General features: G+C 34.0%; 19 protein-coding genes. 9 read left to right on the top strand and 10 right to left on the bottom strand.

The features are described 5' to 3' along the window. Positions 1-61 precede the first annotated feature (61 nt). Together ABJI11_RS00880 and ABJI11_RS00875 are read left to right on the top strand one after the other, a co-directional pair. A complete protein-coding gene (locus ABJI11_RS00880; RefSeq protein WP_348348634.1) occupies positions 62-634 on the top strand; it encodes a sigma-70 family RNA polymerase sigma factor in 573 nt (190 codons plus the stop codon). Continuing rightward, the gene (locus tag ABJI11_RS00875) at positions 631-1368 is read left to right on the top strand and encodes a hypothetical protein (RefSeq protein ID WP_348348632.1); all 738 of its coding nucleotides are present in this window, start codon (positions 631-633) and stop codon (positions 1366-1368) included. The genes ABJI11_RS00880 and ABJI11_RS00875 overlap by 4 nt, the downstream gene beginning before the upstream one ends. Here ABJI11_RS00875 and ABJI11_RS00870 read toward each other — a convergent pair. The 8 genes from ABJI11_RS00870 to ABJI11_RS00835 form a co-directional block, all read right to left on the bottom strand. Continuing rightward, positions 1348-4050 carry a CHAT domain-containing tetratricopeptide repeat protein gene (locus ABJI11_RS00870; RefSeq protein ID WP_348348630.1) on the bottom strand — a complete coding sequence of 901 codons (2703 nt, stop codon included), beginning with the start codon at positions 4048-4050 and terminating at the stop codon, positions 1348-1350. The genes ABJI11_RS00875 and ABJI11_RS00870 overlap by 21 nt on opposite strands. Positions 4051-4147: 97 nt before the next feature. After that, a complete protein-coding gene (locus ABJI11_RS00865) occupies positions 4148-4711 on the bottom strand; it encodes a hypothetical protein (protein WP_348348628.1) in 564 nt (187 codons plus the stop codon). A 355-nt stretch (positions 4712-5066) separates the two neighbouring features. Continuing rightward, positions 5067-5708 carry a hypothetical protein gene (locus ABJI11_RS00860; RefSeq protein WP_348348627.1) on the bottom strand — a complete coding sequence of 214 codons (642 nt, stop codon included), beginning with the start codon at positions 5706-5708 and terminating at the stop codon, positions 5067-5069. 75 nt (positions 5709-5783) lie between these two features. Beyond that, on the bottom strand, positions 5784-7565 hold the full coding sequence (locus ABJI11_RS00855) for an OmpA family protein (protein ID WP_348348625.1): 1782 nt from the start codon (positions 7563-7565) through the stop codon (positions 5784-5786). A gap of 2 nt (positions 7566-7567) precedes the next feature. After that, entirely contained in the window at positions 7568-9556 is a 1989-nt protein-coding gene (locus ABJI11_RS00850; protein ID WP_348348624.1) for a hypothetical protein, read from the bottom strand. A gap of 7 nt (positions 9557-9563) precedes the next feature. Continuing rightward, complete coding sequence (locus ABJI11_RS00845) at positions 9564-10184, bottom strand: hypothetical protein (RefSeq protein ID WP_348348622.1); 621 nt, start codon at positions 10182-10184, stop codon at positions 9564-9566. A gap of 10 nt (positions 10185-10194) precedes the next feature. Further along, the gene (locus tag ABJI11_RS00840; protein WP_348348620.1) at positions 10195-11013 is read right to left on the bottom strand and encodes a DUF4412 domain-containing protein; all 819 of its coding nucleotides are present in this window, start codon (positions 11011-11013) and stop codon (positions 10195-10197) included. Positions 11014-11763: 750 nt separating this feature from the next. Beyond that, entirely contained in the window at positions 11764-12513 is a 750-nt protein-coding gene (locus ABJI11_RS00835) for a hypothetical protein (protein WP_348348618.1), read from the bottom strand. Between the two features lie 481 nt (positions 12514-12994). On the opposite strand from ABJI11_RS00835, the gene ABJI11_RS00830 reads away from it, so the two are divergent. From ABJI11_RS00830 to rimK, 6 genes are all read left to right on the top strand, one after another. Further along, positions 12995-14407: an arginine decarboxylase gene (locus ABJI11_RS00830; protein ID WP_348348616.1), complete on the top strand. Its 1413-nt coding sequence runs from the start codon at positions 12995-12997 to the stop codon at positions 14405-14407. Between the two features lie 93 nt (positions 14408-14500). Then, complete coding sequence (gene speB, locus ABJI11_RS00825; protein ID WP_348348614.1) at positions 14501-15439, top strand: agmatinase; 939 nt, start codon at positions 14501-14503, stop codon at positions 15437-15439. Next, positions 15426-16403, top strand: a complete 978-nt coding sequence (locus ABJI11_RS00820) for a deoxyhypusine synthase family protein (RefSeq protein ID WP_348348612.1) — start codon at positions 15426-15428, stop codon at positions 16401-16403. The genes speB and ABJI11_RS00820 overlap by 14 nt, the downstream gene beginning before the upstream one ends. 2 nt (positions 16404-16405) lie before the next feature. After that, the gene (locus ABJI11_RS00815) at positions 16406-16723 is read left to right on the top strand and encodes a hypothetical protein (RefSeq protein ID WP_348348610.1); all 318 of its coding nucleotides are present in this window, start codon (positions 16406-16408) and stop codon (positions 16721-16723) included. Positions 16724-16836: 113 nt separating this feature from the next. Beyond that, complete coding sequence (locus tag ABJI11_RS00810; RefSeq protein ID WP_348348608.1) at positions 16837-18354, top strand: bifunctional GNAT family N-acetyltransferase/carbon-nitrogen hydrolase family protein; 1518 nt, start codon at positions 16837-16839, stop codon at positions 18352-18354. A 39-nt stretch (positions 18355-18393) separates the two neighbouring features. Further along, positions 18394-19764, top strand: coding sequence for a 30S ribosomal protein S6--L-glutamate ligase (gene rimK / locus ABJI11_RS00805; RefSeq protein ID WP_348348606.1), 1371 nt, complete (start codon positions 18394-18396; stop codon positions 19762-19764). A gap of 105 nt (positions 19765-19869) precedes the next feature. On the opposite strand, the gene ABJI11_RS00800 is transcribed toward rimK, so the two are convergent. Together ABJI11_RS00800 and ABJI11_RS00795 are read right to left on the bottom strand one after the other, a co-directional pair. After that, positions 19870-20292: a hypothetical protein gene (locus tag ABJI11_RS00800; protein WP_348348604.1), complete on the bottom strand. Its 423-nt coding sequence runs from the start codon at positions 20290-20292 to the stop codon at positions 19870-19872. Positions 20293-20419: 127 nt separating this feature from the next. Further along, the gene (locus ABJI11_RS00795; RefSeq protein ID WP_348348602.1) at positions 20420-21358 is read right to left on the bottom strand and encodes an NAD-dependent epimerase/dehydratase family protein; all 939 of its coding nucleotides are present in this window, start codon (positions 21356-21358) and stop codon (positions 20420-20422) included. A gap of 64 nt (positions 21359-21422) precedes the next feature. Between ABJI11_RS00795 and ABJI11_RS00790 the strand changes: the two genes are divergently transcribed. Continuing rightward, positions 21423-21923 (top strand): hypothetical protein, encoded by a 501-nt coding sequence (locus ABJI11_RS00790; protein WP_348348600.1) that lies wholly within the window; start codon positions 21423-21425, stop codon positions 21921-21923. Positions 21924-22191: the final 268 nt, after the last annotated feature.

The following is a 22191-nucleotide window of genomic DNA, read 5'->3' as shown; positions in this document are numbered from 1 at the left end:
GTTAACATTCACTTTAATTTTTTACTTTTAAGTGTTAACTATTTATCCGTAAATGCATTAAATGGAAAATCATTCAGATGAAACTTTATTTCAAGCACTTAAAGAAGGTTCTGAATCTGCTTTTAAAAAGGTATATGAAGAGAATCGTGAGCTATTCTTAAATTTTGCCAAAAGATATTCTTTGGCAGATGAAGAGGTGTTAGATGCTTATCAAGATGCTTATGTAGCACTGTATGAGAATATCCAAAATGGAAAATTAACAACTTTGAAAAGCTCTTTAAGTACTTATTTAATAAGTATTGGTAAGTATAAGATTATGGAGCGATTACGAAAAGGAAATAAGCATACAAATAATGAATTATTATTGAATAGAGTAGAAGAAATAGATAACGAAATCGAAGCATTTGATATTGACAATGATGCTTTGTCGCCAGAACAAAAATTATTAAAGAAGTACTTTGATGCATTAGGAGAAAAATGTCAAAAAATATTAAAGCTTTTCTACTACCAACAGTATAACATTAAAGAAATTATGGCAGAAGGAAATTATAATAGTGAAAATGTGGTAAAAAGTCAGAAATCTAGATGTTTAAAAACATTAAAAGAAGCCATTAAAAACGCCCCCAAATTATGATGGATAAAGAACAATTATTATTGAAATATTTTGACGGTTCATTAACCGAAACAGAGAGAATTACATTTAATCAGCTGGTGGAAAGTGATATCGAATTTAAAGCGCAGTTTGAATTTGAGAAGGATGTAAAATCTATTGTTCGTACATCTGAAAATGATAATCTAAAGAAAAAACTACAAGGTTTTGAATCTGAATTAAGTGGTGTAGCTAACCAGAAAAAACAAAATTTCTGGAAGCCATTAAGTATTGCTGCTAGTATTGCTTTGTTGGTAGGTTTGAGTTGGTTTGTATTTAATTCTGATGTGTTTAATGGAACAGAAGAATTGTATGCTTCCAATTATGAGAAATATCCTAATACGGTTTATACGATAACTCGTGGTGATGTTTCTGACGAGTCATTAGAACGGTTAGCTTTTGAAGCTTACGAAACCAATGATTATGATATTGCCATTACATATCTTATTGAATTAAAAGAAAAGACTGGGTTAGATTATGTAGATTTTTACCTAGGTCAAGTTTATCTTGCCAATGGAGATTATCTAAAAGCTACAGATAAATTTCAAGAAATTATTTCTATAAATAGTGAGTTTAAAGATGAGGGATACTGGTACGCAGCGCTTGCAAACCTTAAATTAGAACAGAAAGAAGAAGCTGAAAATTTATTGGAACAACTTATAAATATGGGAACATATAAGAAAGATGAAGCAACGAAGTTACTTAAAGAGTTGAATTAATTTCTTTCTTCCCAGAAAAATAAAAAAGACAAAAATAATACCTCCATACAAATACCATTGCCAATTAGTTGAGGTAACTAAAGGTTCGGTGTTCCCTTGAATGATATAACCTGACCAATAGTAGGGGTGTACCAATCCATTCTCTTTGTTCTTTTTTAAAAAGGAGAGTTTAGCTTCTCGTAGAGATGCGTCTTTTGGTTTTCCATCCGCTAAATTTTCATAGAACTCGCCCATGAGTTCAGATGATGAATTGTCGTTCACTTTCCATAACGTACTTGATATACTTGCGGCACCACTGTAGAAAAAACCTCTGGCAAGGCTTAAAAAACCTTCTCCGCGTTTAAGTTCGCCAATACCACTTTCGCAGCCACTTAAAGTTACGAGACTGGCATTTAAGGTCAAGTTATATAGGTCTTTTACAAAAAGTAAATCATCAGATTCTGATTTTGGAGTAAAAGCTAAATAGGAATATTCGGGATTTTTATCATTAAATACGGCATGTGTTGCCAAATGTAAAACCGAGTAATCTGATAACGTAGCAGTGAAATTTTGAAGCGTAGCTTGGTCATTTATAAAAGATTTGCCGGTAAAAGATGTCAAAATCTGCTGAACTTCATTTCTGTTGTGTGGCAAATTGCCTAACACTTGAGAACGGGTTCCGTCTGAAGGTATATTAATATCAAAATTAGGTGCAAATGCTAGTAGGTTAGCACTGTTTTGCTCTTTGCCATTTAATTGAGACCACAAAGTAGCTGAGTTAACATAACTAATGGTTCTATCTTCTATCAAGTAGTGACGCTCTCTCTCATTGGTAACCAGACTGCCAAAAGGTATATAGTTTAACAACCCGTCTGGGGCAAGTATAATTCTTTCTTGTGGATGCGACTCTAAAATTGGACCTAGTAGTTTTTGATACAGTTTATGACTCCACTTAGAAAGTGAATCTGATTTCGATTTTGGATTAGAAAGCATAGCATGTAAGTCGCTTATATGTTCTTCAAGTTCATCGGTAATCTCAATAGTATGAAAAGATTTTTCATTCTTTGAAATAGCAATACTGTAAATATTTTGGTTACCATAGAAGTAGGAAATAAAGAGTTCGTTTTTCGAAAGATTATCCTGTACTTCAGGCAGTGTTTTTATTTTATTATTATACTTTAAGTCGTAGTACGCTGGGTGGTTGGTTTCAATATCGACTACCATATTACGAAGTTCTTGTCTAAGGTTAAATAGCTGGTCTTCTATACCTTCTTCTAAATTTTCTGAAACGGCGATTTGTTTTTCAATATGTGTAATTTCAGCTTTTAATTGAGTTTCTCGTGATAATATTTTTTTTGGAATTTTAGCAAATTCTGTGGCTTTAGAAGATAATAGAGCTTCTAGCAATAGGGCGGATTTACTATTTTCAGAGAATTCAAAAGCTTCATCTATATAAATATCATTGTTAGTTGACTTATATAAGTTTTGAGATGATGCTATGCCAGATTCGAAAATTGGATAAGCATTTTCTATTAAAAATAATTTATCGGTAGAATTTTTAAAACTTGGTTTTATTTGATTAAGAAAAGTTGTGGCCTGATTTGCCACCGCAGTTGCCTTTAAGTAAGATTCATTATCGCTGTTTAAATTTAAAGTCGTAGCCTTATTTTTAAATAGTTTTAGGGCGTTAGGATCCTTGTCCATTTTGTCTAAGGATGTTTTAAGTGCCAAATCGAAATTTACTAATGCCTTTTCATGAAAACCCAAAAGGTTTTGAAGTAGCCCTTTTTCATTATAAGCAATTTCTAAATCAGAGTTTTTTTGTTTTTCAAAATTATATTTGATACTATTTATTGCTGAATCTATTTCAATTATAGCAATTTCATATTCCCAATTATTTTTATGGATAATCGCTTTTTTTAAATGGTATTTTACTTGAAATATAGGTTTGTTTTGAAATAATTTTTTAGAGTCATTTAAAAATAAAAGGGCACTATCTTTTTGTAATTGATAACCATAGTTTTCAGCAATATGAAATGCATTGGAAATTGCAGAATTGGTATTTTTTTCTTTTTTATTATAAGCATATGCCTTAAGCAAATAGGTGTTCGCTTCTTTATATTGTTTTTCCTTTATTAATACTTCGGCAAGCAAATTATAATTACCGGTTAACGCTTCTAAATCAACATTTTCTGATTTTTGAATATCTCTTATGTTTTTTCTGTACAAAGACTTTGCGTCGTCATATTTACCCTCTATCATATAAAGTTTTCCGAGAAAACTATATGCTGCAGAGGCTAAACTTGTGCGTGTTTCACTTTTTGTATTTACAGAGTTATAGTTCTTTATAATCTTCTCAAAAGCTGTTCGTGATTTTGAGTATTCTAATAATTTTAGGTGATAGTCACCTTGGTAATACAGTAGAATATTTGAGTTATCTGTGTTTAAAATGGTAGTACCGGAAATTAAAGAATCTAGTTGGCTAAGATTGGCGCTCATTCTACTTAAATCGTAATGATAACTAGAAACCCCCGTAGAATTAAATAGCGACTCTATAAGTATAGAATCGCTATTAATTGTTTTTGCAATTTCTTTGACCTGGTCAAAATAGAAGTAGGCAGAATCTTTTTCGTAATAGTAGAACTGTTCTGCTTTTTCATTTAACGAATCTATTTTTGAAAGCGTTAATTGTTGTGACCACAAACAAATGGGACAAAAGCAAATTAGGTAAATTATTTTCTTTAACACAGGCATAGGACTTCTTGAATTTTAGAGCCATTACACTAAAATACTAAACCTGTTATAAACCTAAGCTTTGATTATAGTTTAAAGTATCTCCAAATTCATCGGTTTTTTCGATTTGAATAATTATTTGATCACCAAAACCCTTGGCATTGATTTCTAGGTATTGTAAATGTGGTTCCCCTGGTAATGGACTCAATTTGTCTATAGTCGTTAACACTTCTCCAGTAATGGTACTTATGGTACATTTTATTTGAGAAAATTTACTGCTGAATACAAAGTACTCAAACCTTACTGGAACGCATTTGCCATTAGGCATGTCACAAGGTACTGGCCATCTTTTCGTTACTTCGTCAAAACTCAAAATTTGGGAATAACGTTGCTTTAACTCATCTTTTACAATTAGCAATTCTTTACTTTCTTCTGCTGTTGCATTCTTTAACTTAATGTCTATAAGTTGAATTTCATTATTTATATAATATTTTTCTAGGTCACCTTCATAAATATAATTTTCGCTGGTTAGTTCTATTTTCTCTTTGTCTGTAATGGTTCCGGTAAAATCTTTATCGCAGGCGCATAAAACCACACTGAACATTACAATTAATAATAGTTTAGATTTCATGATGTAGTAATTTTAAATTTTAATAAATAGATTTAGTTATAGTTTAAAAATCAGTTGGTTACACTTAAATATATGTGATTTATGAGTTGAAACCTATAAAACATGTAACAAGTGCCGTTTGGATTGTAACACTGGTATATTTTACGGTATGATTGTTACTATTTAAGTTTTTTCAGCATTAAAAAAAAGTACTTTTAGCCTTTTTTGATTTAGCTGTAACTGAAATACCATTATGGTAACCTGAATTGTGCGTAAATTTGTTTTCATCTTCTTTGTTTTAATTGTTATTTACAATTAATGCAGATAGATGAAAAAGGTTAACAATGTTCAGAAAAAAATTAGGAGCATGTTGACGCTACATTGTTTTTACTAGGACAAGATTATTATTGTCTTTTAATTTAAAAGAGGCTTGACTAAAAAAAGTTTCAAACGTTTGTCTTATATCTTTCCTTAAATTTTTGGAGTACTCTTTGTGAATCGGTTTTTGATCTTCTCTTGCAAACCTTCCACTTATGGTAATACCTTGTACATTAAATTGAATAGTGTCGGCTGTCTTTTTTGGGTTAAGTGAAAAACTGATATAGGTGTCTCCAGACCATTGAACTATATGTGGTGCGGAATCTGACACTTTCTGTACACATGAATAAGCACTTAATTTGCTAGTGATTTTTATAGGACCGAGGTCATTAAAATGTAAAGTGAAAAATATATTTCCGAATTTATTTGCCCTAAAACTAGTTTCGGTACTTGTAACTGGTTTAAAACTGAATTGAAAGTATATGGGTCCTGCTTGTCTATTTTTCAATGAAGATATCGGTTTTTTTATTTGAGAAGTGTCACTTGAAGTAGAGGTATCGTGCTTATTTTTAATTGCAAGAACAGTAGTTTCTTGGTGCCATTTTAGTTCGGCCTTATTATCCGTTAGAGTTAGTTGAATGTTGTTTGTAGATTCGTTATTTAATATTTCAACCAAATCAATTACATGATTTTGCGTCATTGATTGGGAGTAACAGGCAATCGTTAGCAACATCAAAATTATATGGGGTATTGTATGTTTCATTGGTATTAGTGGTTAATTAGGTAAAATAAGAACATCAACTCTTCTATTCTTGGCTCTGTTTTCATCGGTATCATTTACAACTAGTGGTTGTGACTCGCCAAATCCTTTTTCTTTCCAACGGAAACCACTGCTGGGAATTAGTTTTTTTAATTCGGCAGAGACGCTTTTGGCTCTAGCTAATGATAGTTTTTGGTTGGTTTCTACGCTTCCTACATCATCTGTATGACCTGCTACTACTACATTTCCTTTTTTTAATACGACGATATTTTTTGCAAGTTCTTTTAAAGCAATACGACCTTCTGGTTTTAGATTAGATTTTCCCGTTTCAAATAATACTTTGCTATCAAGGTTTAAGCGCATAGCAGCGCCAATTGCAGCTATGGCATCTACATCTGCACCTGGTAAGCCACTTTTCATTTTTAAATCGGTTAGGCGTACATAATAAAATAGTTCGCCCTGTTTTACAAATGGTGAAATATCAACTTCGGCAACACCTCCGTCAATTTTACCAACAGGAATCCATTTTTTGCCGTCCTTAGAAATTTCTAGATCAGTCGGTTCAACTTGTCCTATTTCAAAAATGTACAGATCAGGACCATTTACATCGGTCAATGCGTTGTCAGTAAATTGTACGGTTATACTACCGCCTAAACCCAAACTATGAATCCCGGTGATATCTTCTATGTCAAATCCCTTCAATACATCTGGTTCTCCTATAACATTATTTACATCTTGCGTTTTTAACAATGGATGATTGGATTTTACGACTTGATCTGCAAATGATAGCTGCCCTAAGGGCAGATAAACTGCTTTATTCATATGCCCAACATAAGTTTCGCCGGTCTCTTCCCCAAAATAGAGATTGGGGTTTAATTTTTTAAATTTATCTTTTGCAGCTTTAGCCTTTCTTTCAAAATCTTTTTGGAATACTTTGGCAATTTGTTTACGATATTTTATGGTTTTTTGATAACTAGGACTTGCTTTTAGCTCACCAGAGTTGATGTCGTTTTCAGTTTTTTCAAGATCAGCCAAAACTTTATCGGCTTCTTTGACGCTATGTAATTGTCCAGTTACTTTTTTTAGCACTTCCATTTTCTTGGTTTCTTCGACAGTTGGTGGTTCTTCATCTTTGTGTTCAATATCACGCATAACATATCCTGCTTCGGTCAAGTCCAATTTTTCCATGACATTGGTGCCTGCTAAAGAATCTATAGTTTTAAGTTTTGCTATAGTAGCTTCAGGTCCAGATTCTGCTTGGACTATTAAAATAGCCTCTTCAAGTGAAACACCCGTTGGTGTATTTTTTGAAGTCAACTGTTCTTTTGATACTTTACCTTTTAATTCTGGTTCATTATAAAGTTCGAGTTTTCTACTCTCAATTGCTGCTTGAGCTAAAATTTTTAGGCTGTCTGGGTTGTTTATCAGTTTTTGCATTTCTTCTCTAGACACTCCGCTTGCTTCTAACAAATTAAGTATGGCATCAGTATTTAATAGTTCACCAAAAGAACCTAAATCTTCTGAGCCTTGGCTATCAGCCCCGCTCATTTCTAATAGTTTCTTTAAAGCATTGGTTTCTGGAGAGTCATTATCAGAGTTATCATCACTATTGCCTTTATCAAACAGGTCGCCTAATTGCTCCATAGATTTTTCTAGGTCATCAGATGAAATATTGGGTTCATCATCGCGGTCAGGTTGTAGTTCTAACTGTTCTTCAGAAATTTCTCCATTTTTTTTGGTCTCACCGCATGATAGTATGAGTACGAACAATGTCAGATATATCAAATAATTTCTCATGATTAATTTCTTTTATATTTATCAGCCATAAATTGATAATAGATGAAACCTGCGTGGTTGTACCAATTTTCATATCCTAACATGGCTTCACATCTATCAATTTCCTTTAAATTCTCTTCTAATGCTTCTATCATTTCTGCATATTTATCATCATAAGCTTTGTTCAGTGTAGGAATTGATTCTTTTAGTATAATCATCTTTTGACTTTGCCAAGCTAATCCAGAAACTCCATGAACACCGGATACATTATCACCAAAAGCAATGCCTGCTTTAATTTTTTTCATAGAATGGGAATAAATTATACGGAGTCTTTCCAAATTAAGTCGTCTTTTGTCCAGTTCAATATATGCTCTATCCAAACAATTACATCCTTCATTATTGTTTTCATTAGGATTTGAATTAGAGGGCTCGGAGATATTGTTATTGGGGGTGTCAGTTGATTCTGAATCAAAATTGTCAACTGAAGACTGGTCGGTGCTTGAGTTGTTACTGCTTTGTCCACCCATATTTGAATTGCCACTATCATTTCCTAAACCCTTACTTTCATCATTTTGATCTTCTTCGTTTTTTGAATCCTCATCATTTGAGTCTTGATAGCGTTCACGCAATTTTTTAAGACTGTGTTCTAATGAAGCATCATTGCGACTATTTTGCTCTTGAAATTGAGTTAGATACTGTTCAGTTCTATTTAAATGAGCGCTAGATAGACTTGAGGTTTGGTTGGCATAAGCTGTTGAAAAGGTTGAAAGTAATGTTGCATCGCCATTAGCTGCATCGATTGAAGCACTATATTGGGCCTGAGCAGCGTCCATTAGCCGCTCGTAAAGTTTGTCCTCAAACTCTATCTGTTCATCATATGATTCTTGGGCCTGTTGGTCTAGCTCATGATGTTCATTTCTTAATCTATTTTTTTCAGCTTCATATTCTTGAACTTTATTATCGGGTATACCAGATTCATCATCATTCAAGTTTTTTGAAGCATCGTTATCAGAATTTTCATCAGTACTATTACCTTCAGTGTTTGGGCTTGACGAAGAACCAATACCCATTGTTGAACTTCCTAAATTACCCGAGACTGCACTTCCTCCAAAAGTAGTAGTTCCATATCTAGGGGGCATACATGAAGAAGGTAGGTTAGGTATTCCAGCGGGATTTACATCTGCCTCTGAATCTGCATCATCAATTGGATCTAAGGGTCGTTGTCTTCCCAAATAACCTGCATCTTGAAGGTTGCGAGAATAGGTCATTAAATCTTTTACGCCTGTATATTCTTCCAGAAGATCATTAAGTACTACTTCTTGTAAAGAGCTGGCTTGTGCGTGCAAAACTTTGTTTCCACCTAAAAATATCATAAAGAGTAATAGTAAAGCACCTTTATTTTTTCTTAAAATCATTAGACCAAGAAAAATTGCTATAATGACTAGAATTGCAATTATTGCAAACATTAAATAGTTAGTATTTGTACTACTGTCTATATTATCAATATTACCACTATTGTTATTTGCATATGTAATTGATTTTTTTTCTGACGCTGGGTAATATAATCTTGACATATCTGGTATTAACTCACCACTTGTCCAAATCGCTAAGTAAAAAAGTTTTCCAGGCTCAACACTAGATACTACTATTCCAAATTTTCCTGCCGTGTTGAAAGATTCTTGAAAAACTCCATCTTCTAAATAGCCATTAATTTTGCTGTCTTCCCAATTATTTTTGACAATATCAACCTTGATCTTTGTGTTTTTATCGGGAGAAAGCACTGTCACCATAACATTTTGAATTAGAATAGTCCCTTCTGCCCAAAAACGTAGTGAGTCTTTTTCAGTTTCACCTTGCATATAAGCAGAAATCACTTCTTTATTCTGTGAATCTGGACTAAATTCTAAGGTATAGACTTGATTGCCCGTATCCAGTTCGGGCAATTTTATTTCATCTTGTGCTAATGCAACAAGACTGAACAATAAAGAAATATGAAGTAGTAGTTTTTTCATAACATTGCTATTTTCTATGTTTTTGTAATAAATAGTTCGCCAAGGCGGTCATTTTAAGGCGTAACTCTTCATGTTGCTCTTTGGTACGGTCTGTATTTGCACTTTTAATTCCGTAATGTATTAAGAATGCTTCGTCATAATTTTCATTGTAAATTATGATCCTACCATGAGCAGGTTGTTGGGCTATGTAACAATCGCCGGTTTCTGCCAACTCTATATCCATCCCCATAATTTTTAGTCCAGCTTCTTTTCTCTCTAGGTAATTGGCAATTTCTTTTTTGTTTTGTTTTTTAGAACTAGGGGTAGACCTCCATGAAATTCTTGAGTCGCCATCTAAAGTATTTGTACCAAACCCTTTCAAATCAAAAGAACATTTGTTTCCTCCAATTTTATCCAACTTACTTAGGTTTGATTCTGGTACTTTGAGCACTTCTGCCAATTCGGCAATGCTCATATCACAATCGTTATTATTAAACAGAGAATTATAATCGCCTGAGGTATTTGAACTACTTTCTTCTTGTTTTGACGAAGCCGATACACTATTTGGTTCGCTGGTGTTCTGTTTTTTAGGGGTTTCGGTACATGCTATAAAAAGGGAAAAGAACAAGACTGCTATTGTGTGTTTCATGCTAAGTGTTTTAAAATGATTTTTCATAATCTAAGGTGTTAATGCTAAAGTCTTTTTCTATAAGTTTGGTACAGATCATATGTACGGGTTTCGCATTTTTCTGTGAATAATCGATCATATCCATTTCAAGTACCAAACCGTCTATAATACTTAACCAAGATGGGTCAATTCCCTTTTTTATATTTTTAAATTTCTTTGTTCGTAAGCTTGAATATGCGGTATGGAAAGATATACCTGCATCTTCGGTAATCCATACAGAGCCTGATAATTGCGGTCCGGTTACTTGGTACTCATCACATTCGTATCCTAAAATATCTTTTGTTTGACCTGTTTGCGAAATATTATAGTCATCATTGTTCATGGCTAGTTCAGGGGCATCTTCTAAATTTAATTGCACCGAATTTGTTGTTTGCTGTCCGCCCATGTTCATAAAGGTGTGTATAGCCTCATTGGGCAGATCCATTACGGTTACGAACTCAGAAGCATCTTTCATATTAAAGGAACTGCCTATGTATTCATGATCATTGGTTAAATAATAGGTGATGTCGGTCGTGCTTCCATCACTTTCAATTTCCATTACATACTCGTGGCTAAATGAATAAAGCTCTAGTTTTTCGGTTTTTTTGTTTTTGAACATTCTACCTTTATTGTTAAAGACAGTGTCGAAAGATTTTTCGGTTTCTCTCTCAGTTTTTTCAGCAACTTTTCTTTCTACAGTTTGTGCTGCTGCCTCTTGTGCACGTTCTGTTAGTTTCTTGAAAAATTGTGCATTTACATTAGTGGTGCTAATGAATACAAATAAGACTGCTATTAGTTTAATATTTTTCATAATGTTCCTTCTTAATCGTTTGCCTTTTAATGACACGATTTAAAAAAGGTTAACATCAATCTTTTTCTGACTTATATTTTTAATATTTTTTTTGAAACCTTCAATTGAACCTTTATGATTTTTGTAGTTTTTCATTAAAGTCAGTTTGACTTTAGAAATACAGGAGATTGATTAACTACGAAATGTAGACATGTGCAAATAGCGAACAATTAGTCATGCAACTATTTATTTAGTAATAGTTCGCTATAATGTAAAATTGTACGAAGTAATGTATTCTTAGGATGTATAATGACCGATTTCTTTATAGTATTATACTATGAGGGTAGTTGAAAACTTTGTTTTTGTATATGGAACATCACTTTTTAAGCACTGTAGTTTTTAAATGTTTTTTAAGGAAACACCTTATTGGTTATAGTTCATAAAAAAAGCCGATTGAATAAATCGGCTTTTCTTTTACCATATAGTGATGACCAATGTCTCTATATACAAATGATTTTTGCGGATTTAGTTTTTGTTTTCACTAAAAAAGAATACCAATAAAAAGGCAACAATTAAGCAAACTGCGAAAAACCCGAAAAAATTAATGTAGTTGGACATAAGTAGGAATTTTCTGCTAAACTATAAAAAGTATGGCAGGCTAACGTTCAGCTCATGTTATTTTCGATAAACGGTAACATTTTTATAATGTTAGATTAATTTGCTAAGCATGAGAAGTTAGATGCTAACATACTTATTAGTGCCAAATTAATTTTACTCTACACTCGTTACTCTTTTGCTCCAAATCTCATACATAGGTTCGCCTTTGCTGTTTTTTCCTGTATGGTGCCAGTCATTTTCTTCAAGCTTATAATTGAATAGTAATTGCGCACCAACTCTAGTATTGTCTTTAGAGAAAAATTCTATATGCTCCTTATAAATACCATTTTCTGCTGAATATGCACCTCCTCCAGTTCCTGAAAATCGGAAAGATTCAGTGTCATAAGCTATCCATTGAAAAGTATCGTTCATTAAGAATTTTAAGGTCTTCCTAGTACTTTCTTCACCTCTTCGTTTTTGTCCCGTATCCGGACCTCTGGTTGCAAATAGCCAAGTACCGCCCAAATCTTGTGAATTAGGGTAAAGGGGAGTTAAAGTTAGTTGTTGAAACCAATTCATTTTTAATTTTTCACCATCCATTTCTATAGGAATTGATAACTGTCTCACAGCATCATTCTCGTAGTTAGAATTAAACTCTAAAAGAACAACTAATAGTTTGTTAGTAGCTGTGTTCTCAATTTGAAAAAATCCACCAACGGTTTTAATGAATTTTGCAGGTTCAATTTCATATGCATTGTAAATGAAATAATCATCATTTATCTTTACTTGATGCACTGTTTTTAAACCATTATTTTGAATGGTATCTACATAAACTCCCGGTGTAATTTGACCGTAGGAAACCAAACTTGTAATAAAAAATAAAATTACAGATGAGAATAGCAGTTTTTTATAGTTTTTTTTCATTTTTATTAATTTAAAATATTTTGTAAGTTTTTAAAAGTAAGATAGTTGCGAAGTATTTTGAAATTATTTTTAATCAATTTTTTAAAAAGAAATAAATTGTCTTAAAAAAAATAAAAACGCTTGTTTTTTCATTTTTTTTGATTTCATTTGTCCTGTCCTAAGATACAACTTTGTATGTTGGGTATTTCAAGCTTTTAGCTGAACATTATGTATCGTTATTCTGTGTTCGGGTTTGAGGGAAATTGGAAGTGTTTCTCACAAATGGCTTATAAGATAGGTTGCCGATTAGTAAAGCAAACTTCCAACTCTTTTTCTATCATCATGCAAAGTCAGCATGACTACTTTTTTATTCCAACTACCCAAAGACAAATTAGGGTATGATTTCTATGGTAACATAGTTACATTTTCTTAACCTTATGGAAATAAGGAACTTCCTATATTTATAAAAATCATATTTCTTTATTATTTAATATTCAATTTCATGAATACCAAATACATTGATCTTATTGATCAAACTTACTATTTCCCTCAAGAAGAGTTTAATTTAGATGGCGAGCATTTACAATTTCACGGTATACCTTTGAACCATTTGGTTCAACAATATGGTAGCCCGTTGAAATTTACCTACCTACCAAAGATTTCAGAAAATATTTTAAGAGCCAAAAACTGGTTCGCAAATGCCATAGAAAAGAATAATTATAAAGGTAAATACCATTATTGCTATTGTACAAAGAGTTCGCATTTTCAACATGTTATGCATGAGGCTCTAAAGAATGAGATTCATATGGAAACCTCTTCTGCTTTTGATATCAATATTATAGAAAAACTAAAGGCAGACGGTAAATTAACGGATCAGACTTATGTCATTTGTAACGGATTTAAACGTGAAAAGTATATTGACAATATTGCCCGTTTAATCAATAACGGTCACCAAAACTGCGTACCTATTATTGATAATTATGAAGAAATAGATTTACTGTCAAATGCAATCAATGATACGTTTAAAGTTGGTATTCGTATAGCATCGGAAGAAGAACCGAAATTCGAGTTTTACACCTCTCGTTTAGGTATCGGTTATAAGAACATTGTTCCGTTTTATGAGAACCAAATAAAGGATAATGACAAGGTTGAACTTAAAATGCTTCATTTTTTCATTAATACCGGTATTCGTGATAACGCCTATTATTGGAACGAGCTTGTAAAATGTTTAAAGGTTTATGTTCGTTTAAAGAAAATTTGTCCATCATTAGATAGTTTAAATATTGGTGGCGGTTTTCCTATAAAGAACTCTTTAGCATTTGATTACGATTACCAATATATGATCAATGAGATTTTAAACCAGATCAACATTACGTGTTCAGAAGCAGATGTTCCAGTGCCTCATATTTTTACAGAATTTGGAAGTTTTACGGTAGGTGAAAGTGGCGGCGCCATTTATGAGATTCTTTATCAAAAGCAGCAGAACGACCGTGAAAAATGGAATATGATAGATTCTTCTTTCATAACTACGTTACCGGACACATGGGCAATCAATAAAAGATTTATTATGCTGCCCATTAACCGTTGGAATGATGAATACGAGCGTGTTTTGTTAGGCGGATTGACATGTGATAGTGATGATTATTACAACAGTGAGCAAAATATGAACGCTATTTATCTGCCAAAATATAAGAAGGAGAAACCGCTTTATATCGGTTTTTTCAATACTGGTGCTTATCAAGAATCAATTGGTGGCTATGGCGGTTTGCAGCACTGTTTAATTCCGCAGCCAAAGCATATATTAATTGATAAAGATGAGAACGGTAATTTCATTTACAAGCAATTTAGAGCGCAACAAAAGGCAGAAGATCTACTAGATATTTTAGGATACGATGTAGCTTCTGATAGTGAATAAAATTAATTGGGTAGCAAAAACTCATACAACAAGAATTACATATACAGTTTAAAATTATTACTAAAAAAACTACTTAATAATAGCTAATATATCATGAGTACATCTAAGAATTATGCCGGTATTTCCGATGAATTCGCACAACTAGAGAAGTCCAAAATTATCTTGATACCTGTTCCCTATGACGGAACCAGTACTTGGGGTAAGGGAGCGGACAAAGGTCCGGAAGCTTTTTTAGAAGCTTCTGAAAACATGGAACTATATGACATTGAAACCGACTCTGAGGTTTATAAGCAAGGAATTCATTTAACTGCGCCAATTACAGAAGACAATTCTCCTGAGGCAATGGTCAATGAAGTACATGTAATTACTAAAGACTTTATTAAACGTAATAAATTTGTAACCTTATTTGGCGGTGAGCACTCTATTTCTATTGGTTCTATACGTGCCTTTAATGAGTGTTTTGACAACTTAACGGTATTACAGATAGATGCGCATGCAGATTTAAGGGAATCTTACGAAGGCACCAAATACAACCACGCTTGTGCGGTGTACGAAGCTAGCCAGACCACTAATTTGGTCCAAGTAGGTATTCGCTCTATGGACGTTATTGAAAAAACGGTTATGGATGAAGAAAAAACTTTCTTCGCGCATGAAATGGTAGCCGATGAATATTGGTCGGACAAGGTGATCGAAGCAATGACAGAAAATGTGTTTATTACATTAGATTTAGATGCTTTTGATCCTTCAATTATGCCTTCTACAGGTACTCCGGAACCAGGCGGATTACTATGGTACGAGACCTTAGAATTCTTAAAACAGGTTTTTGAAGATAAGAATGTGGTAGGTTTTGATATTGTAGAACTATGCCCTAATAAAACCGATAAATCGTCAGACTTTTTGGCGGCTAAATTATATTACAAAATGCTCAGCTATAAGTTTGCGGGGCAGGATATTGATCAAGAGTATGACAATACTTTTGATGTTGATTATAAAGCAAACACAAATTCAAGATTCGAAGATGACGAAGACTAAAGGTGCAATCACCAATTTTATAGAAAAATACTATTTACATTTTAATGCAGCGGCTTTGGTTGATGCTGCAAAAGGCTATGAAACCCAATTGGAGAATGGAGCCAAAATGCTAGTTTCATTGGCAGGAGCAATGTCTACGGCTGAGTTGGGTAAAATCTTTGCAGAGGTTATCCGTCAAGATAAGGTGCAAATCATTTCTTGTACAGGTGCCAACCTAGAGGAAGATATCATGAACTTGGTGGCACATTCTCATTACAAGCGTGTACCAAACTATAGAGATTTGACTCCACAAGATGAATGGAATTTGTTGGAAAAAGGCTTAAACCGAGTAACGGATACTTGTATTCCAGAAGAAGAAGCGTTTAGAAGATTACAAGAGCATATTTTCAAAATTTGGAAAGATGCCGATGATAAAGGTGAGCGTTTTCTTCCTCATGAATTTATGTACAAATTATTGCTTTCAGGTGTATTAGAAGAGTATTATGAAATAGACCTTAAAGATTCTTGGATGTACGCTGCCGCAGAAAAGAACCTACCTATTATCTGTCCAGGTTGGGAAGATAGTACAATGGGTAACATCTTTGCATCGTATGTAATGAAGGGCGAGTTGAAAGCGAGTACTATGAAATCTGGTATCGAGTACATGACATTCTTGGCAGATTGGTATACTGAAAACTCACAAAACGGAATCGGATTCTTCCAAATCGGTGGTGGTATAGCGGGCGATTTCCCCATTTGTGTGGTCCCAATGTTATATCAAGATATGGAACGTACAGATACTCCTTTCTGGAGCTATTTCTGTCAAATTAGTGATAGTACTACCAGTTATGGGTCATATTCAGGGGCAGTGCCAAACGAGAAAATTACTTGGGGAAAACTAGATATCAATACACCCAAATTTATCATTGAAAGTGATGCTACAATTGTTGCACCCCTAATTTTCGCTTACCTGTTAGATATGTAATTATGGACAAGAACGCACATTTAAAGAGAGTCATAGTTGATTTTAAAAAATTGACGCCAGAAGTTCTAAAACTGTTGGTAGAGAGATACCCAGATGGGTATGATGATCGTAATATTATCTCTTTCAGAAATGGACAAGGAGAGCGTATAGAGGCTGTTGAGGTGTTGACTGAAGACACTAAATATTTAGTAAAGATCAGTGCCAAACTAGAATATACTATGGAAAATTATGATGAAGATGATTATGAAGATTTTGAAGATGATGATCCAACAGCAGTTGTAGAGCCAGACCCTGAGGACATGGTTGATGGTGAAGACTAGTTTTTTTGCGAAAGAAAATCAATAACACTTTAAAATTCCGGTTTGCTTTTTGTAAACCGGAAAATGAATCTCACAAATAATAAACTAAATATCGTTGTGCTTACAACGGATAAATGAAAATTGAGAATATTGAATTAAAGTTTTTGAATCTTGATGACTATCAAGATTTAAAAACCGCTATGATTTCTGCTTACACCAATATGCCAGGTTCATATTGGAAAGAGAAACATATAAAATCGTTGATCGATAAATTTCCGGAAGGTCAGGTAGTAATCAAAATTAATGGTCAACTGGCAGGTGTAGCCTTGTCCATCATTGTAGATTATGATGCTTTTGATGAAACCCATACCTATGAACAAATTACCGGTAAGTATAGTTTTGATACGCATGATGATGAGGGTGATGTGCTATATGGTATAGAAGTTTTTATAAAACCTAGTTTTAGAGGATTGCGCTTAGGGCGTCGTTTGTATGATTACAGAAAGGAACTTTGCGAGAAATTGAACTTAAAAAGTATTGTTTTTGGTGGTCGTATGCCTAATTATCATGCTTACGCATCAGAATTGTCTCCAAAGGAATACATTGATAAGGTTCGTAGAAAAGAGATTCAAGACCCTGTGCTGAATTTTCAGATCAGTAATGATTTTCATCCTGCCAAGGTCATGAAAGGATATTTAGATGGCGATAAGGCATCTCAAGATTTTGCCATTTTGATGGAGTGGGATAATATCTATTATCAAAAACCTTCTAAGAAAGCGGCTACCAAGAAAACCGTAATTCGTTTAGGGTTGATTCAATGGCAAATGAGACCATACAAAGATTTGGATGCGCTATTGGAGCAAGCAGAATATTTTATAGACGCGGTTTCTGGGTATCGTTCAGACTTTGCATTGTTTCCAGAGTTTTTTAATGCTCCATTAATGGCAGTGAACAACCATATGTCTACGCCAGATGCTATTAGAGAATTAGCGAAACATACTCAGGCAATTGCCCAGAAATTTTCTGAGTTTTCCATATCGTACAACATCAATATTATAACGGGTAGTATGCCAGAAATGATAGACGGTCGTTTATATAATGTAGGGTATTTGTGCAGACGAGACGGTAGTATGGAACGTTATGAAAAATTACATGTTACGCCCGATGAAGCCAAGGTTTGGGGCATGCAAGGTGGTCATCAATTAAAAGCTTTTGATACTGATTGTGGTAAAATCGGGGTGTTGGTGTGTTATGATTCCGAGTTTCCGGAGCTTAGTCGTTTATTGGCAGATGAGGGTATGGATATTCTGTTTGTACCATTCTTGACCGATACACAAAACGGGTATTCCAGGGTGCGTAATTGTGCGCAGGCGAGAGCTATTGAAAACGAATGTTATGTGGCTATTGCCGGTAGTGTAGGTAATTTACCCAATGTACAGAATATGGATATTCAATTTGCACAATCTATGGTATTTACACCGTGCGATTTCTCTTTTCCTACCAACGGAATTAAAGCGGAAGCGACACCGAATACAGAAATGATATTAATTGCCGATGTTGATATTAGTTTGCTGCGTGAATTAAATCAATTTGGGGCGGTACGTAACCTTCGCGATAGAAGATTAGATTTATTTGAGTTAAAAAAGAAATAAGAAAGCTCCCGAATTAGGAGCCAAAAACAAAAAAAAATATTGGACAATTTAAAGATTATAGGTAGTGAGGAATGGTGTGTGTTTAATGACTTGGGGATTCCGGCAATAAAAGCAAGGGTAGATTCTGGAGCAAAAACATCTTCCATACAAGCTACCAATTTAAAGATAATTTCAAAAGGCGGACAAGAATGGGTAAAGTTCGAGGTAAGTCCGTTGCAAGAGAATCGCAGTATTGCCATTGAATGTCAAGCACGTTTGGTTGCTCGTAGAATGGTAAAAAGTTCATCGGGTATTTCTGAAGAACGTTTGGTCATCAAAACTCCAGTGACTATCGGAGAAGATACTTTTGATATTGAACTAACGCTTGCCAATAGAGATACGATGGAGTTTCGTATGTTGTTAGGTAGAGAAGCTTTAAACGAACGCTTTATAGTAAACCCAGCTGTAAATTATCAACTACAATCATTTGAGGATAACGAGATAAATAAATTATATGCTCCCTATTACAAGGAGAAAACAGGATTGAAAATTGCACTGTTAGCAAGTAATCCAAATTTATATAGTAACAAAAGAATTATGGAAGCCGCAGAGGCTAGGGGGCACGAAATACATTTTTTAAATGTAGAGCAAGCTTATATGAAGTTAGATGCGCAATCCCCTGAAATTAGATATCGTGGTGGTATTATTTTAAAGGATTATGATGCGGTTATTCCACGTATTAAACCGTCGGTCACTTTTTACGGTTGTGCATTAATTCGTCAATTCAATAATTTGGGAGTGTACTGTCAAAATTCGGCAGAAGCAATTACACAGTCAAGAGATAAGTTGTTCGCATCTCAGCTATTTTCTAATCATGATATACATATCCCCATAACGGGTTTTGCAAAATCTCCAATGGATACCAAAGACCTGATTAAAATGGTGAACGGTGCGCCATTGATCATTAAACTATTGGAAAGTACGCAAGGTAAAGGTGTGGTTTTGGCAGAAACCAATAAGGCTGCAGAAAGTGTAATCAATGCCTTTAAAAGCGTTAATACCAATATTTTGGTACAAGAGTTCATTAAAGAAGCAAACGGACAAGATATTCGCTGCTTTGTAGTGAACGGTAGGGTTGTTGCGAGTATGCAGCGCCAAGCCCAAAAAGGAGAATTTAGGGCTAATATTCATCAAGGTGGTAAAGCCTCTATCATTAAAATAACGGCAGATGAAAAGAAACTTGCTTTAAAAGCTGCTAAAGTATTGAACCTTGCCGTAGCAGGTGTTGATATTATTCGTTCTAATAAAGGACCGTTATTGTTAGAAGTAAATTCTTCGCCAGGTTTAGAAGGTATAGAAAACGCTACAGGTAAAGATATTGCCAATGCTATGATCATGGCAATTGAAAAGCGATTGAAGTTTGTGAATTAATTTCTGATTATATAACAACAAAAAAGAGGTTCCCATTTTAGGAAACCTCTTTTAGTTTAAGATATATTCTAGAACCTTAAAAATGGTTCAGTTTTATGTGTGGGTTTATCCCATAAACATAATACTAGATATAATAGCCCAGATGCCAAGACCAATAGCTGCAATACCAAATTTTCCTTGTAGTGGTGCTAGTTTAGCTCTTAATGCTTCTCCTTTTTTCATAGCTTCTTCGTTTTTAGATAACAGCATATCTTGAATCATGCCATAACCTAATAAGAAGCCTAATACTGCAGTAACAACACTTACAGCTATCCAGGTTATCCACCAAATTGGAAAACTACCTAGAATACCAATGTTTAGCACTGCGCTAATGATACCCCAGATACCCCATATGCAGAAAATTAAGCCGATCCAACCTTGATAAGGTGTAATTTTATCTAATAGCTCTTTTGCATTTGGCTTTTTGGACAAAAGCAATGAAGGCACTGCTAATATTCCAAGAATAATTAATGTAAGTCCGTAAATCATAATTTTTTTAAATTTTAGGTTGGTTTCCAGAGGATAACGGTGAAATATACATTTAAGTATAAAATAGAGATTTATAAAACCTAAAACTGATTTAGTTATACATCACAATAGCCTTATTTTTTCAGTATTACTTCAAATTTTCTAACATGGCTTCGGTAGTTTTTTGCAGGTCGAATTCCGATTTCCAATTCCAATCTTGTTGCGCATTGGTATCATCTATACTGCTAGGCCATGAGTTGGCAATCTCTTGCCTAAAGTCTGGCTCATAAGAAATTTCAAATTTTGGTAATACGGCCTTAATGCTTTCTGCCATTTCTTTAGGCGTGAAACTCATTGCCGCCAAATTATAGGCAGAACGTTCTTTAATACGCTCCGTTGGCGCTTCCATAATCTGTAAAGTTGCACGTATGGCATCGTCCATGAACATCATTGGTAAGTTTGTGTCTTCTTCTAGAAAACAGGTGTACGAGCCTTCGGATAGTGCTTTATGATAAATTTCTACGGCATAATCTGTAGTGCCGCCACCAGGCATGGTTTTCCAGCTAATAAGTCCGGGATAACGAATACTTCTCACATCTACATTGAACTTGTTGAAATAATACTCGCACCAACGTTCACCACTTTGTTTACTTATACCGTAAACCGTACTTGGCTCCATGATGGTATTCTGTGGAGTGTCATCTTTTGGGGTATTGGGTCCAAAAACGGCTATACTAGATGGCCAGAATATCTTTTCTATTTTTTTATCTTTTGCAAGATTCAATACATTGAAAAGGGTATTCATGTTTAAGTTCCATGCACGCATTGGAAATTTCTCTGCGGTAGCGCTCAACATTGCGGCCATTAAATACACTTCAGATATATCATAGTAGGCAATGACCTCTTCTAAAGCATCATAATTGGTAGCATCTAAAATTTCAAATGGTCCAGACTCCATTAGCTCATCATTACCTTCTCTAATATCACTGGCAATAATGTGCTCACCACCGTGTTTTTCTCTAAGGGTTAATGTTAGTTCTGTTCCTATTTGACCGCAAGCCCCTATGATTAATATGTATTTTGACATTAAAAATTTTCGTTAAATGAATTTGAGATAAAGATACCTTTTCTTAAAATTTGTACATTCGCTTATGTCCAAAATTATCTTTTTTTTAATAATCGTTACGCTGGTTTCTTCTTGTAAAGATACAGTGCAAGATAAATCAACTGTCCGTGAAGTCCGTTGGGAAGAAACAACGGATAGCTTGCCGAAGAAAACGCGTGTTGATGCTAAGGCGCAAACTATAATAAACGATTGGTTAGAGTATAATGCCTTAGACCAAAGTTTTGATAAAATCTATACTTCTGAACATATAGAAGATTTTCAGTTTTTGGTAGATGAGCTAATTGAGAATCAGAATAAAATGGAGCTTGGCGAGTACCCTGAAAAATTTAATATTCCACAAATTAAAGGGCGTCAAAAGTTATTTAAAACCTACGTGTTAAAAGCTAAAGGTGATTTGGAGTACCAACAAAACCCAAGGGAATCTATTATTCAAATGATTACCGCCTATAATGATTTAAGAAATCAATTTAATGTGGTGGTGAATAATACTTTACCAGATGAATTGTTGAAAAATGAAGAGAATTAAGTGATTACGAATTTCTGAAACGATAATAATCTAAATAGAATGGAACAAAAAAGGCGAATCTTAAAGATTCGCCTTTTTTGTTCTAATAACCGAGGTTATTATTTTTTCTCTTCTGGAGCATCTTTTCTTGACGTCAATGCTTGTTTGCTTAAGCTAGCCAAGTTAAAATTTGGGTCAATTGCCAAGGCTTCGTCCAAAGTAGCGATAGCTTGATCAATATTGCCCTTATCCATATTATATTGAATAAGTGCGTTTACATGAAGAAATG

It is taken from the genome of Maribacter sp., from assembly GCF_039968975.1.
Classification (GTDB): Bacteria; Bacteroidota; Bacteroidia; order Flavobacteriales; family Flavobacteriaceae; genus Maribacter.
The sequence above is the reverse complement of the archived record's forward strand: the minus strand, read 5'-3'. Positions and strand labels throughout refer to the sequence as shown.

Bases quoted from the DNA above. Each gene is read 5' to 3' on its own strand.
- ABJI11_RS00810 (WP_348348608.1), top strand. From the start codon at position 16,837: ATGAAAATTGAGAATATTGAATTAAAGTTTTTGAATCTTGATGACTAT.
- ABJI11_RS00790 (WP_348348600.1), top strand. From the start codon at position 21,423: ATGTCCAAAATTATCTTTTTTTTAATAATCGTTACGCTGGTTTCTTCT.
- ABJI11_RS00820 (WP_348348612.1), top strand. From the start codon at position 15,426: ATGACGAAGACTAAAGGTGCAATCACCAATTTTATAGAAAAATACTAT.
- ABJI11_RS00795 (WP_348348602.1), bottom strand. From the start codon at position 21,358: ATGTCAAAATACATATTAATCATAGGGGCTTGCGGTCAAATAGGAACA.
- ABJI11_RS00850 (WP_348348624.1), bottom strand. From the start codon at position 9,556: ATGAAAAAACTACTACTTCATATTTCTTTATTGTTCAGTCTTGTTGCA.
- ABJI11_RS00875 (WP_348348632.1), top strand. From the start codon at position 631: ATGATGGATAAAGAACAATTATTATTGAAATATTTTGACGGTTCATTA.
- speB (WP_348348614.1), top strand. From the start codon at position 14,501: ATGAGTACATCTAAGAATTATGCCGGTATTTCCGATGAATTCGCACAA.
- ABJI11_RS00835 (WP_348348618.1), bottom strand. From the start codon at position 12,513: ATGAAAAAAAACTATAAAAAACTGCTATTCTCATCTGTAATTTTATTT.
- ABJI11_RS00800 (WP_348348604.1), bottom strand. From the start codon at position 20,292: ATGATTTACGGACTTACATTAATTATTCTTGGAATATTAGCAGTGCCT.
- ABJI11_RS00880 (WP_348348634.1), top strand. From the start codon at position 62: ATGGAAAATCATTCAGATGAAACTTTATTTCAAGCACTTAAAGAAGGT.
- ABJI11_RS00865 (WP_348348628.1), bottom strand. From the start codon at position 4,711: ATGAAATCTAAACTATTATTAATTGTAATGTTCAGTGTGGTTTTATGC.
- ABJI11_RS00815 (WP_348348610.1), top strand. From the start codon at position 16,406: ATGGACAAGAACGCACATTTAAAGAGAGTCATAGTTGATTTTAAAAAA.
- ABJI11_RS00860 (WP_348348627.1), bottom strand. From the start codon at position 5,708: ATGACGCAAAATCATGTAATTGATTTGGTTGAAATATTAAATAACGAA.
- ABJI11_RS00845 (WP_348348622.1), bottom strand. From the start codon at position 10,184: ATGAAACACACAATAGCAGTCTTGTTCTTTTCCCTTTTTATAGCATGT.
- ABJI11_RS00830 (WP_348348616.1), top strand. From the start codon at position 12,995: ATGAATACCAAATACATTGATCTTATTGATCAAACTTACTATTTCCCT.
- ABJI11_RS00840 (WP_348348620.1), bottom strand. From the start codon at position 11,013: ATGAAAAATATTAAACTAATAGCAGTCTTATTTGTATTCATTAGCACC.
- ABJI11_RS00855 (WP_348348625.1), bottom strand. From the start codon at position 7,565: ATGAGAAATTATTTGATATATCTGACATTGTTCGTACTCATACTATCA.